The 12,895-nt window shown below is 40.7% G+C and carries 12 protein-coding genes; 5 read left to right on the forward strand and 7 right to left on the reverse strand.

The window, feature by feature from the left end; all coding sequences use genetic code 11:
* Window positions 1-127: 127 nt before the first annotated feature.
* The 3 genes from NYE63_RS24860 to NYE63_RS24870 form a co-directional block, all read right to left on the reverse strand.
* Entirely contained in the window at window positions 128-769 is a 642-nt protein-coding gene (locus tag NYE63_RS24860) for an NAD(P)-dependent oxidoreductase (protein WP_342603183.1), read from the reverse strand.
* A 709-nt stretch (window positions 770-1,478) separates the two neighbouring features.
* Complete coding sequence (locus tag NYE63_RS24865; protein ID WP_342603184.1) at window positions 1,479-1,889, reverse strand: disulfide oxidoreductase; 411 nt, start codon at window positions 1,887-1,889, stop codon at window positions 1,479-1,481.
* A gap of 2 nt (window positions 1,890-1,891) precedes the next feature.
* Entirely contained in the window at window positions 1,892-2,581 is a 690-nt protein-coding gene (locus NYE63_RS24870) for a thioredoxin domain-containing protein (protein ID WP_342603185.1), read from the reverse strand.
* A gap of 314 nt (window positions 2,582-2,895) precedes the next feature.
* Between NYE63_RS24870 and NYE63_RS24875 the strand changes: the two genes are divergently transcribed.
* Window positions 2,896-3,330, forward strand: coding sequence for an Rrf2 family transcriptional regulator (locus tag NYE63_RS24875; protein ID WP_342603186.1), 435 nt, complete (start codon window positions 2,896-2,898; stop codon window positions 3,328-3,330).
* Window positions 3,331-3,376: 46 nt separating this feature from the next.
* Here the strand turns inward: NYE63_RS24875 and NYE63_RS24880 are convergent, their stop codons facing one another.
* Window positions 3,377-6,247: an SH3 domain-containing protein gene (locus NYE63_RS24880; RefSeq protein ID WP_342603187.1), complete on the reverse strand. Its 2,871-nt coding sequence runs from the start codon at window positions 6,245-6,247 to the stop codon at window positions 3,377-3,379.
* Window positions 6,248-6,836: 589 nt separating this feature from the next.
* Between NYE63_RS24880 and NYE63_RS24885 the strand changes: the two genes are divergently transcribed.
* The 4 genes from NYE63_RS24885 to NYE63_RS24900 all read left to right on the forward strand — a co-directional run bounded on the left by NYE63_RS24885 (window position 6,837) and on the right by NYE63_RS24900 (window position 8,845).
* Entirely contained in the window at window positions 6,837-7,442 is a 606-nt protein-coding gene (locus NYE63_RS24885) for a protein kinase family protein (protein WP_342603188.1), read from the forward strand.
* Window positions 7,443-7,475: 33 nt separating this feature from the next.
* Window positions 7,476-7,919: a DUF6376 family protein gene (locus tag NYE63_RS24890; protein WP_144479178.1), complete on the forward strand. Its 444-nt coding sequence runs from the start codon at window positions 7,476-7,478 to the stop codon at window positions 7,917-7,919.
* A 125-nt stretch (window positions 7,920-8,044) separates the two neighbouring features.
* Window positions 8,045-8,473 (forward strand): SRPBCC domain-containing protein, encoded by a 429-nt coding sequence (locus NYE63_RS24895; RefSeq protein WP_342603189.1) that lies wholly within the window; start codon window positions 8,045-8,047, stop codon window positions 8,471-8,473.
* Window positions 8,474-8,845 carry a metalloregulator ArsR/SmtB family transcription factor gene (locus NYE63_RS24900; protein WP_342603190.1) on the forward strand — a complete coding sequence of 124 codons (372 nt, stop codon included), beginning with the start codon at window positions 8,474-8,476 and terminating at the stop codon, window positions 8,843-8,845.
* Between the two features lie 42 nt (window positions 8,846-8,887).
* Here the strand turns inward: NYE63_RS24900 and NYE63_RS24905 are convergent, their stop codons facing one another.
* The 3 genes from NYE63_RS24905 to NYE63_RS24915 all read right to left on the reverse strand — a co-directional run bounded on the left by NYE63_RS24905 (window position 8,888) and on the right by NYE63_RS24915 (window position 12,735).
* Window positions 8,888-11,737 (reverse strand): YhgE/Pip domain-containing protein, encoded by a 2,850-nt coding sequence (locus tag NYE63_RS24905; RefSeq protein WP_342605865.1) that lies wholly within the window; start codon window positions 11,735-11,737, stop codon window positions 8,888-8,890.
* A gap of 2 nt (window positions 11,738-11,739) precedes the next feature.
* Window positions 11,740-12,246: an Rrf2 family transcriptional regulator gene (locus tag NYE63_RS24910; RefSeq protein WP_342603191.1), complete on the reverse strand. Its 507-nt coding sequence runs from the start codon at window positions 12,244-12,246 to the stop codon at window positions 11,740-11,742.
* 174 nt (window positions 12,247-12,420) lie between these two features.
* Entirely contained in the window at window positions 12,421-12,735 is a 315-nt protein-coding gene (locus tag NYE63_RS24915) for a thioredoxin family protein (RefSeq protein WP_342603192.1), read from the reverse strand.
* Window positions 12,736-12,895: the final 160 nt, after the last annotated feature.

The following is a 12,895-nucleotide window of genomic DNA, read 5'->3' on the forward strand; positions in this document are numbered from 1 at the left end:
GCTATATTATCAGCAAGAAAGAGACATCAGTCAATATTTTTTAGCAAAAACTCTCGGAATGAAATTTAAATGGAGGCAAAAAAATGGACGTCACCACAAGGAGCGACGTCCATTAAAACCTTACAAATTATTCAGCCTCGGCAACAACAGTAAAGCGTTGGTTGATGTGCTGCGGATTTTCAATTTCATCAAGTACTGCAAGGGCAAAATCGGCATAACTTACATAGCTATCACCCTTTGAGTTTACCAGAAGGTTGTCTTTACCCAGTTTATACCCGCCTGTTCTATTTCCTTGCGGATCAAAGAAGGCGGAAGGACTGATGAACGTCCATTGGATGCCAGTGGCATTTTGTAGATCTCCAAGGTTCTTGGATTGGTTAAAGGCTGTTGCAAAGTATTCTTTAGGGAACTCAGGCGTATCCAGCACACGGATCGTTTTTGCCTCGTCAACGAAAAGGCTTCCAGCTCCGCCAACAACGATCAGTTTAGTTTGTGGAGCACCTTTCATTGCGTCGATCAAGATTCTTCCTGCCTCGACATGCAGTTGTTCTTTCCCTGGAGCAGCGCCAAAGGCATTCACTACCACATCAAATTCTTTAATATCTCCTGCTTTCAGATCAAATACGTCTTTTTCCAGTACGGCTGCGCCTTGAATCTGGACTTTGGCCTCATCCCTGACAATGGCCGTAACTTCATGTCCCCTAGTCAATGCTTCCTTTAAAATCAGACTTCCAGCTTTTCCGCTCGCACCAATAATACCGATTTTCATTTTATATTCCTCCTATATATTGTTTTTGAAACATTAATTGTAATTGAATTACTTACATGTAATAATATAAGTTACAGGTTGCCGTTTGTCAACTTTTATTATTTAGAGTTGTTTCGGAGATATATTGCAGATTTCGGAGATATATCCTAGTTTTCGTCGATATATTGCAGTTTCGGAGATATATTGCAAGTTTTCGTCGATATATTGCAGTTCTTCGGAGATATATTCTAATTTTCGTCGATATAATTCAAGTTTCGGAGATATATCCTGTTTTTCGTCGATATATTGCAGTTCTTCGGAGATATATCCTGTTTTTCGTCGATATATTGCAGGTTTCGGAGATATATCCTAGTTTTCGTCTATATATTGCCTTTTCGGAGATATATCCTAGTTTTCGTCTATATATTGCCGTTTTTCGGAGATATATCCTAGTTTTCGTCGATATATTGCCGTTTTTCGGAGATATATCCTAGTTTTCGTCGATATATTGCAGATTTCGGAGATATATTGCAGTTTTCGGAGATATATCCTGTTTTTCGTCGATATATTGCAGTTCTTCGGAGATATATCCTGTTTTTCGTCGATATATTGCCGTTTTTCGAAGATATATCCTAGTTTTCGTCGATATATTGCAGTTCTTCGGAGATATATTGCAAGTTTCGTCGATATATATATAAAAGCACCATTCTTTTTAGAATGGTGCGCTTAATTACATGCTGTTTTTCTTTTTCATTAGCAGTCCCATGCAGATAGTGATGAGAGTAAAAGCGATAAAGGCCAAAAACGGGATCGTGATGAATCCTAGCCAATTTATATACTCACCTGAGCAGGGAACACCGCTTTGACACATTTCGAAATGCTGTAAGGCCGGAATTTTTTGCAGACTATAGTGATACCCTGAAACCAACATGCCCAAAATCGATAATGGGAGGATGTATCGATAAATTTTCAGGTCTTGCTCATAAAAGGCGCGGCCCAATAAAATAACGAGCGGGTACATCAAGATCCTTTGATACCAACAAAAGGTACAGGGAACATAATGGAGAATCTCACTAAAGTAGAGACTTCCAGCAGTGGCCATGATGGACAGGATCCAGGAAAATAATAGTGGCTTGTTCATCACTATTTCTCCTTCGCTGCATCATCAACCATTTTCACTAAATCATCAATTGTATTTCCTTCAAACTTCTTGCCATCGACAAATAAGGAAGGTGTTCCAGAAACGCCCAATTCGTCGGCCACCTCCATATCCTTGTTCCATTGGTCCTCGGACTTATCGGCTTTAAAAGAAGAAACGACCTTTTTCACATCTTTGTCATTTGCGATTTCTTTCAATGTTTCTTCTAAGAATTTGTCCGTAAAGACATCTACCTTTTCATATTTCAGGTCAGCTGGCTGCTTATCGTACAACAGCTCATGAAATTTCCAAAAGGTATCATTTCCTAATTCCTGATAAACGCTTTCCGCAAATTTAGCGGATCTGGTTGAATCGACGTTAATGAACGAATAATTCATGAAATAAAATTGCGCTTTTCCTGTATCAATCAATTCACTTTGAATAGAAGGAAAGAATTGTTCCTCGAATGTCTTGCAGACTGGACATTTATAATCACCAAATTCCACTATTTGGACAGGAGCTGATTTTTCTCCCAAATAAGGCTGTGATTTATAATCGATTTCATTAACGGCTGTATCTTTGTCTTTCCCATTTGCCAAAAATATAAAGCCAATAATGATTACAGCGATTAACCCTATGATCCAAAACGTGAATGCAGAAGATTGTTTTTGATTACCCTTTTTTTTATTAGCCATCATATACCTCCATCACTTGTAGTTGTGTCGATATTCCTTCTTCAGCCATAGCGGCCGATTTCAGTTCCCCCTTTCTGCACGTTTTCACCTGTAACTGATTCATTTACACGTTATAATATAAGTTTCATCATGATAGTTTGTCAATTACACATACCTTTTATTTTTACCTTTGCAGAAACGGCGTGACTTGACAAGGAAACGTTTAATGGATAAATATTATTCTTGCAGGCCATTATAACTTGTAACCACTTGAATTACATGTTAAATAATTTATACTATATAAGAATAGAGATTTTAAAGGAGAGAAAAAAGAGATGTCCATCAGTACCCGCTTTTCCGTAGGAATCCATATATTATCTCTTTTAGAAATAAACAAAGAAGGCGTTAACACTTCTGATTTTATAGCAAAAAGTGTAAACACGAACCCAGCCTTAATCAGAAAAATCACCGGCATGCTGAAGAATGCAGGCTTAGTGAACGTTCGGCCTGGTATCGCCGGAGCGACATTGGCCAAGGGCTTATCGGATATTACTTTGCTCGATGTTTATCAGGCTGTTAATGTTGTCTCCGATAAAGAATTATTTGGAATCCATGAAAATCCTAATCCAGCATGCACTGTTGGAAGAAATATACAAGATACAATAGAACCCATCTTTTCAGTTGCTGAACTTGCCTTGGAAAAGGCATTGGGAGTGGTAACGATCGAAGATGTCGTTAGGAGTATTCTGGAAAAGGATAAAACTAAATAGCAAAAAAACACATGAGTCGGACTCATGTGTTTTTTTTATCGTTTTCTTATTTGTACTTAGGAACTTCAATCGTCAATTTATACGAATCTAATAAACTATACAAATTATAAATCTTTTTCATTTGCTTTGTTGCCCAGCCAATATCAGTTGCATACTGGTGTGAAGCATATCCATATTTCTCTGCAGCTGTAGGATTCCATCTCATTTTGTAAAGCGTGTCCTGTCCAGCAGAGATGTATCCTTTGGCGATGAATTCGGCACCGCCTATGATGGCCGCTTCCGGAGTGAACCAGCCTGCATTATAGGCGTATTGAGCACCGCTGCTTACCGCCGTTCCGTCAAAGGCTCCCACTCCATACATATTATAGACCGTTTTCCCGTTCACCTTTACGCCAGTCGCTAACGGTGAAGTGCCATTCCCGGTCTCCAGCAAAGCATGTGAAATCAGGTAGATTTCATTGACTCCATATTTTCCCCCTGCCGCAGTGAAGGTTGCAGCTTGGCCTTGTAAAATCCCTTTACCTGAAAGGATTCTATTATTCACTTCAGAAACGTTCATGCTGGTTACTTGGGAGAGCTTGACGAATTGGAATGAATTGATTGGATCATACACAAAATTATTGGGGTTGAGATTATATTCTATATCTTCCGGATTGGCATTTACCCATGTCTTCTTATAGTCTACCTCATACCAATAGTATCCGTCAGAGCCCTTTACTTTTGATTTAATATTCATAGATTGATTATTGCTGACGGGACCGACTACCCAATAATTAGATCCAGCTCCGCCCCTGACACGCCATCCGGTTCCTTTTACCGTACCTTTTGTTGAATTAATTAAAGTTAGCCCATCTTCACGTATGTAGGTTTTATACTTTTTATCCGTTTGCCCATTTACGGCCATTTGAATTTCAACCATTTTTTCCATCGTAAGATTATACTCTTTATCGATCCTGATTATCGATCCATTCGAACTTCCTGGACCTTCCGGTGCTTTGGCCGTTAAATATTGTGAACTGACATAGCCCGTTTTTCCATTGGCCGTGACTCTTGACCAGCCATTAGACTCTGAATACACCGTTACGGCCGTATTGTTTACAAGCTTGGCTATAATTGAAGCGGAAGCTGATGCAGCAGACCGCATATTCAGACTGGAGCCATCATTCACATTTACATATTTAACTACCGTGTTTTCTTCTTTGTCCGGATACAGCCCGGGTAAAGAACCAGGCTTCGTTGCTGATAAATATTGCGTACTGACATAACCTTCTCCGCCATACGCTTTAACTTTTGACCAGCCATTTGATTCCGAGATGACTTCTACCTCTACACCCCTTGCCAATTTCACAATGACGGAGGCACTATCTGACGGCTTATTCCGCATATTCAGAGAACCAGACCTGACATTTACATATCTCGTCGTCGTTTTTTCAGGTATGGAAGGCTTCGTTTCCGTTCCAGGCTTTGTCATTGAAAGGTATTCAGTACTGACATACCCATCCTTCCCATTGGCCTTGATCTTCGCCCAACCTTTGGATTCCGAATACACCGTCACTTTCGTTCCTTTTGAAAGCCTCGCGACTAAGCTGGCGCTTTCCGATCCGCTTTTTCTCATATTGAGCGTTCCAGAGCTTACGTTTACATATTTTGTCGTCGTTTTTTCAGGTGTGACAGCCGTTGATCCCGATCCTGGCTTTGCAGCAGATAGATATTTGGTGTTTACATATCCTTCCTTTCCATTGGCTTTGAGTCTCGCCCAGCCATTGGATTCCGAATACACCGTCACTTTCGTTCCTTTTGAAAGTATAGCGACTATGCTTGCGGTAGCTTTCCCACTTCTTCGCATATTGAGTGAACCCGTGCTCACATTCACATATTTCGTCGTCGTTTTAGCAGGTATGGCTGCCGTTGATCCCGATCCTGGCTTTGCAGTAGACAGATATTTGGTGTTGACATATCCGTCCTTTCCATTGGCTTTGATTTTCGCCCAGCCTTTCGATTCCGAATACACCGTCACTTTCGTTCCTTTTGAAAGTATTGCCACAATGCTTGCGGTAGCTTTCCCACTTTTTCGCATATTAAGTGAGCCCGTGCTCACATTCACATATTTCGTTGTCGTTTTAACCGTTGCCGCAGCTTTGGTTACCGTTCCAGGCTTCGTTGCCGATAGATACTTGGTACTGACATATCCTTCTTTTCCATTGGCTTTGATTTTCGCCCAGCCTTTCGATTCCGAATACACCGTTACCTGTGTGCCCCTTGTCAGCTTCGCGACCAGGCCGGCACTATCACTACCCCTTTTTCGCATATTAAGTGAACCTGTGCTCATATTCACATATTTCGTTATCGTTTTAACGTTTGCCGCAGCTTTGGTTACCGTTCCAGGCTTCGTTGCCGATAGATACTTGGTACTTACATAACCTTCTTTTCCATTGGCTTTGATCTTCGTCCAGCCTTTGGATTCCGAATAAATCGTCACCTGTGTGCCCCTTGTCAGCTTCGCTACTATACCGGCACTATCACTGCCGCTTTTTCGCATATTTAGTGAACCTGTGCTCACATTCACATACTTAGATGTCGTTTTAATGGTTACTGCAGTTTTCGTTAAAGTCCCTGGCTTTGTTGCCGATAAATACTTGGTACTGACATATCCTTCTTTTCCATTGGCTTTGATCTTCGCCCAGCCTTTGGATTCCGAATACACCGTTACCTGTGTGCCATTTGCCAGCTTTGCAACTATGCTTGCACCTTCCGCCCCGGTTTTTCTCATATTGAGCGAACCGGAATTTACATGTACAAACATGACATCTTCAATATTGGCCTGTTCAGCATGTAGTGGAGCTGCAGATATTTTTTCTTCGAAAGCAACTGTAGACAACACTGCAAAACAGAAAGTTGGTATAATTAATTTCTTCATCTCATTCTCCCTACTAAAGATTTATATTTTTAACATTTATTTAAATATCGGTTAAATTCAGTATAATAATATAGGCATTTATGCTCATTCATCTAAAATATATCATATTCCTTTAGATCTATAGGGAGATAAAGAAGATTGTAATATAATAGTAAAATAATAGACATTTTGGTAATTAATTAGAAATATTTGCAATGAAGCTTACGTGACAAGCCTTTAATGAAAATAAAGTATATTGATATAATTACTTAGCGCTCAAATTAATCCTTATAAGACGAGCATCTTTCTGCATTTACCGAATATACATAAAGGGTGAGCACCCGATCCTAATATTTGACGGATCGAGGCAATAACCTATATAATTACTGTATATAACTTATAAGAATCCTTCTGTTAAGGGGAGTAGCTATTCAATAAAGTCGTCAGTACAGGATTAAATCCTCGGCTTTATTGGCAACTGATTTTAGTTGTTTGCAAGACCTTGCCGATTATTTGGTGAGGTCTTTTAATTTTTAAAAGACGGTATAACCAATAATCGGTTATACCGTCTTTTTTGATACGAAAAAATTGCACAATAGAGGTGAAAAGTATGCAGAACTATAATGAATTAGCTCAAAGCGTTAAGATTTCCGATGATAAAAAGCATATATTGCTTGATGCCGACCCATCTTTATCACTTATCGGAAAAGGCCGCAGCGCATATGTATTCCGAATACATTCCACCAAAAAAGCACTAAAAGTGTTTTTCCCGGATCATACTCACACAGCTAAAGTTGAAGCTGAAATATACAAAACCGTCCAATCCATCGAATACTATCCAACCCTATATGATGCGGGGGTAAATTACCTGGTTATAGATCACATTGAAGGCAACACTCTTTTTGAATGTTTAACATTGGGAATCCCGATAACGGAAGAAAACATCGCGGAGATAGACCATGCCCTTCAATTGGCAAGGAAAGAGGGATTGAATCCTTCGGATATCCATTTACGAAACATCTTCATCACTTCCGAAAAAAAGGTGAAGATCATTGACGTTGCAAGGTTTAAGCAAGTGAAATCCTGCAATCAGTGGCACGACTTGAAAAGTGCATTTCACCTTTTCTATTCGAAGTCATTTTTCCCGAAGAAGATCCCTGGCTTCATACTGAATTCCATTGCAGCGATTTACAAAAAGAGATTTCTGCCCATTTGATCATTACTATAAAAAATCACATTGGAGGCCCATATGAAAAAAATAATGACTATTGCTGTACTGTCCATCCTTACATTAAGCGGATGCTCGCTGTTGGGAGAAGTCAATTCATCATTGGAGTATGCAGATAATGCGACGGAGTATGTAAATACCGTTAAGGATTTTTCCAATGAGGTGCCCGCATTGTCACAGGACGCCGTCACGAATGCCGAAGCAAGAGCAAATCTTGAAAAAGAACTGGAATTGATGAAAACGGAGATTGAAGAATTCAATGCAACTGAACCACCTCAAATCGCTGAAGGCATCCACGAGAAGATCGTCAGCTCAAATCAACAGCTTTCAGAGGGCATTGAATTATATCTAAATAATATTGAAAATGGCCAAATTGACCCTAAGGCATTGGAAGACTCAGAAATTATGAAATCAATCGATAATATAACTGGATTGGCAAAACAAATTGAAGACTTGGGTAATTAAGCAGGCTGCAATGAATAAAAAGGAGTCGCTTGAAACAAATTATTGACATGAAACCAAAAGGTTTTATATAATCAACAAAGCGAAACCATTTGGTTTCATATCTTTAATTAAAAAGGAGAATCAGTATGGAAAATCAACATACATTACTGGATATCAAGAAGACGATCATTCTTGAAGCACCTATCCAAAAAGTTTGGGATACAGTTTCGACTGCAGAGGGCATAGCTTCATGGTTCATGCCCAATGATTTTCAACCGAAAGTGGGACATGAGTTCCATGTGCAATCACCTTTTGGTCCATCTCCTTGTAAGGTAATGGAGTTAGATGCTCCTCATCGGCTTTCATTCAGTTGGGATACGGACGGTTGGTTCATTTCGTTCATTTTAAAAGAACTGGATGACAAAACGGAGTTCACCCTTATTCATGGTGGTTGGAAAGAGCCTGAAACGATTCTTCCGAAACCAAACGAAAAAAGCTCAGTCATTCGCGATAGAATGGATCATGGCTGGGAACAGATCGTTAATCAAAAACTTAAAAAGGCTGTTGAGGGCTAAGTGTCTGCAGCAGAAAAGCATGATGTATTTCAGGCTATCGCCGACCCAACCCGCAGAAAGGTCCTTCAATTGCTTGCTGAAGGGGATTTACCCATTTCAGAAATCACTTCTCACTTTTCCATGAGCCGTACCGCGATTGCCAAGCATCTTCATATCCTTTCTGAAGCTGAATTGGTCAGTGGCCGGAAGGTAGGAAGAGAGAAACGCTTTCGGCTTCAGCCAGAACCTTTAGCGGAATTGAAACAGTGGCTTTCTTTTTACGATCGATTTTGGGATAACAAACTATCCATCCTTAAACATGTGATTGAAAGTTCAGGGGAAAATGGATTGAAAATCATCGAAAAAGAAAAGGACACGGATGAACCATCATAAGAAAACCCCCGGCGCATTGCACCGGGGGTTTTCTTCATTCATTTATGCATCCAGCTCATTATTGTGTACTTTGCGCTTTTTGATGACCATCGTTAGCAATAGCAGTAGATTAAAGACAACGATGCATCCAGTAAGGAACACTATACTCGTTGTCAATGCATCCGCTCCAAGACTCGTACTCATCGCCTGACGGAAGCCCATGACAGAGTATGTCATCGGTATGAACGGGTGAACATGACTGAAGAAGTTATTGGTCAGTTCCACTGGGAACATCCCTCCGCTTGCACCTAGCTGTAATACAAGGAATATCATCGCCAATAAACGGCCTGGATTTCCAAATCCTACGGTCAAGAATGTTACGATGAACATGAAGGTAAGAGAAGTCAGTATGGAAACCCCAATGAATTGCCCCATGTTCTCGACCTGTAAATCCATTCCCCAAATCATGATCGCATCCAACACTAATGCTGAAAGCGTCGCTTGGATAAATAAGACCGTAAATTTACTGAACCACCATGCCACTCCCGATGTTGGCCTTGTTGAAGGCAAGCCTGTCGGGAATCCCATATTGAAGGCAATAGCTCCTACAAATAACCCAAGAGACAATACATAAGGAGCCAGTGCATGACCATAATTTGGCACGTCACTGCTTTTTTGTTCTTTAACCTGAGTCGGCTCAGCAATCATGCCGTAATTATCATCGGTTGTTTTATTTTCACTTATTTCTTCTGCACCATCACTGAGTTTTTCCGAAAGTTCGACCGTTCCATCTTTAAGTGAGGAAATTCCATCACCCAATTTACCGGAACCTTCAGCAAGTGCCGAGGAACCTTCATTGATCTTACCTGCCCCATCGGCAAGCTGGATGACTCCATTGCTTAAAGTAGGCAGATTGCTTGCCAATTGTTCTGTGCCCTTAACAAGTGCTGATGAGCCATCGTTCAAGGCAGCTGAGTTGGCATTCAGTTCATTGGCCCCACTAGCAAGTTTGCCTGCCCCTTCGCCAACTTGGCTAACACCAAACACATACTTCTCAAGACCAGTCCCAAAGGAGGTTGACCCTGCTTGAAGTTGTGAAACCCCATTAACCAACTGACCAGAACCCTCAGTTAGTTTTGATAGGCCATTATTCAACGAGGAACCGCCTTGTGCTAACTGGTTGATCCCCTTCACTAATTCTGGTGTCCGTTCATTTAAACTTTGTGTTGCCGCCGTTAATTGATTGCTGCCTTCAACAGCTTCATTCAAGCCGCCATTTAATTGGGTTGCACCAGGAATCATTTGTTCTTCCAGTGCGTTCCTTATTGCCGTATATCCGTTTAACGCTGAAACGGCGTTTGGATTGACCTTATTCACCGCATTATTTAAATTGGCCACTTGTTCCGGAAGCTGGCCTAATCCATTCAATACTGGCATTACTTTATCCGTTAATTGCGTCGATAAGTCGGATACACTTGCAGCAAGAGTCGATGCAATTTGTTTTTGTGCTCCCGCTTGGTTTTGAAGTTCATTTTGAATCGCTCCGATTAATTCGGATTGTTGTTCACTGGCCATGCTTTTGAACGCTTCCGTGTTTTGAACGGCATTGATTGTGCTTTGCCCATTATTCGCAATCGTTGATTGAAGTTCCGTTAAAGCCGCTTGGCTATTCTTGAGGTCTTCAGTAATGCCTGATACGGTACCGGACGTGCTGCTTCCTGCGGGAACCGCTTCTTGCAATTGATTTACACCGCTTTGAATGCTAGTCAGTCCTTGCTTAAGTTGACTCAGCTGATCCTCTGCTGGCAATTGGCCATCCATTTTTTTCAGGCCGTCATTTAACGCCTGGCTTCCTTCTGCCAATTTATTGATTCCCTCATTTAAACTCTGCTGACCTGCTGCCAATTTTGGAATTCCTGTCGATTGGTCCGTCAGCTGGCTTGCATTTTGTGATAATTGATTCAACCCATCATTCAAATTCGCACTGCCTGTTTTCGCTTGTGCCAAACCAGTATTTAAACTTTGGGCTCCTGGAACCACTTTGGCCAGCCCAGTGGAAAGTTGGGAAGAACCTTGTATAAGCGCTTCACTATTATTAGTTAATTCCCCTGTGCCTGATGCGAGTTCATCCGCACCCTTTTGCAACTGACCGACACCGGAAGTGTATTGTGAAATTCCCTTATTTAATTCCGACGCGCCACTTTCAAGCTTATTTGCTCCTTCCAAAAACTCGCCGACGCCAATTTGAAGTTTATTCGCTCCATCTCTAAAGGTTAATGTGCTGGAAGCTAATTTATTCAGATTATCTGTCACTTCTTTGTTTCCATCATGCAGTTTTTCAGCACCGTCATCCAGTTTTGATGCCCCATCTGCTGCATCACCGAATCCTTCTCCGATTTCATCGAGTTGGGAGAAAATCGCTTCCGCATATTCTTTTGTGACACTTTCGGCAATTTCCGTTTTCAAATTATTCGTTGCCTGTTTTCCGACCGTTTCAGAAACGAAACTGCGTCCAGGATTCACGTCATACGTTAAATTCATTTTTTTTGGCTTATCATCCATGACGGTTGAAGCATTTTTTGAAAAGTCTTCCGGAATGGTAACGACCATATAATATGTACCATCATCGAATCCTTTTTTCGCCGCTTTTTCCGTTACGAAATGCCATTCTAAATCATCGTTGTCCTTTAATTGCTCGATTAGCTCATTACCGACTGTTAAGGTTTTCCCCTCATATTCCGCCTTCACATCCTTATTCACGACCGCAACAGGCAATTTACCTGTATTCCCGTATGGATTCCAAGCAGAACTTAGGAATAACCCCCCATAAATAATCGGGACGAACAGTAAAACGATTGCCACACCGACCAGTTTTCGATTTGTAAGGAAAAGCTTCCATTCTTGTTTAAGCATGTTCACTTCTTTTCACCTTTCTTTTCACGCAGTACTTCACTCAATGACCCCGAATTCCAATTAAGAGTCGGTATGTCCGTGGTGTCAAAGCTTTCTTTAAGCAAATCAGCCACCGTTTGACTCGAAAAGAAATCCACTAAAAGTTGATCCGCCCGAGAAAACATCCGACGAAGGACGTCCATCCCCTTCTCTGCATACTCTCCATCTTTAAACGCTTTTTCTATAAGTCCTGTATCTGGAAACATCGAAATGGGGCCTTCCATCGCCTCAATAATTTCAAGGTTTTTAATCTTATCTACACTTTTGGCAAGAGTAAGACCGCCATTATTACCAGGAACGGAAGTGATTATCTGCTTAACGACCAATTTCCTTATGATTTTTTTCAAATAAGAAGGAGACACTTCTAGTCGCCTGCTGATCTCATTTGACGAAAGCGGTACATTTTTATCCTGGGTAGAGAGTATAACAATGATGCATATAGCTTGCTCGACCCCTTTTGTAAATTGCAAATCAGTTCACCTCTTCAGTATGTATGTGGATGTTTGATATCGATAATGGATATTCGGTATCTATAATTAAAACCCGTTTCATCTTAGAAATCAAGTTATTTCTAGAAAAAATTTCTAAAAAAAGATGAACCCCTTATTACAGCACCATTCGGGGTTCACCTTTGTCAGGATCTTTTATAGGTCTTTTAGAAATTCATTGACCGCTTCTGGAGTTTTAGCATTTGCACTGTGCAGGTGTGCAACCTTTTCTCCATTTTTAAATACTAATAATGATGGAATTCCCATTACCGTTTGCTCTTCAGAAATCTCAGGGAACTCGTCACGATCGATTGTAAACCAATGTTTGTCCTGATGTTCTTGAGTGATCTCATCGATGAACATATCTAAACGTTTGCAGTCTGGACACCATGTAGTCGTAAAAATCCCGACCGTCAGTCCCTCTTGTTTGATTTGTTCACGGTATTCTTGTTCAGTATTGATATTTTTCATGATCGTCTCCTCCGGGCTTTTCTTATCATCATACTTTAATCCATGAATTAATGTACTCAAGGATTAATATATAATTAATTCCTTTACAGCACAAACGGTTTATCCTGGATCTATCTAACTCTTTCCCGGTTTATGTACCTTTTCTATGCTTCGGGAAAAG

Source organism: Peribacillus sp. FSL E2-0159 (genome assembly GCF_038643155.1).
Taxonomy (GTDB): domain Bacteria; phylum Bacillota; class Bacilli; order Bacillales; family DSM-1321; genus Peribacillus; species Peribacillus simplex.

Bases quoted from the DNA above. Each gene is read 5' to 3' on its own strand.
- NYE63_RS24860 (WP_342603183.1), bottom strand. From the start codon at position 769: ATGAAAATCGGTATTATTGGTGCGAGCGGAAAAGCTGGAAGTCTGATT.
- NYE63_RS24865 (WP_342603184.1), bottom strand. From the start codon at position 1,889: ATGAACAAGCCACTATTATTTTCCTGGATCCTGTCCATCATGGCCACT.
- NYE63_RS24870 (WP_342603185.1), bottom strand. From the start codon at position 2,581: ATGGCTAATAAAAAAAAGGGTAATCAAAAACAATCTTCTGCATTCACG.
- NYE63_RS24875 (WP_342603186.1), top strand. From the start codon at position 2,896: ATGTCCATCAGTACCCGCTTTTCCGTAGGAATCCATATATTATCTCTT.
- NYE63_RS24880 (WP_342603187.1), bottom strand. From the start codon at position 6,247: ATGAAGAAATTAATTATACCAACTTTCTGTTTTGCAGTGTTGTCTACA.
- NYE63_RS24885 (WP_342603188.1), top strand. From the start codon at position 6,837: ATGCAGAACTATAATGAATTAGCTCAAAGCGTTAAGATTTCCGATGAT.
- NYE63_RS24890 (WP_144479178.1), top strand. From the start codon at position 7,476: ATGAAAAAAATAATGACTATTGCTGTACTGTCCATCCTTACATTAAGC.
- NYE63_RS24895 (WP_342603189.1), top strand. From the start codon at position 8,045: ATGGAAAATCAACATACATTACTGGATATCAAGAAGACGATCATTCTT.
- NYE63_RS24905 (WP_342605865.1), bottom strand. From the start codon at position 11,737: ATGCTTAAACAAGAATGGAAGCTTTTCCTTACAAATCGAAAACTGGTC.
- NYE63_RS24915 (WP_342603192.1), bottom strand. From the start codon at position 12,735: ATGAAAAATATCAATACTGAACAAGAATACCGTGAACAAATCAAACAA.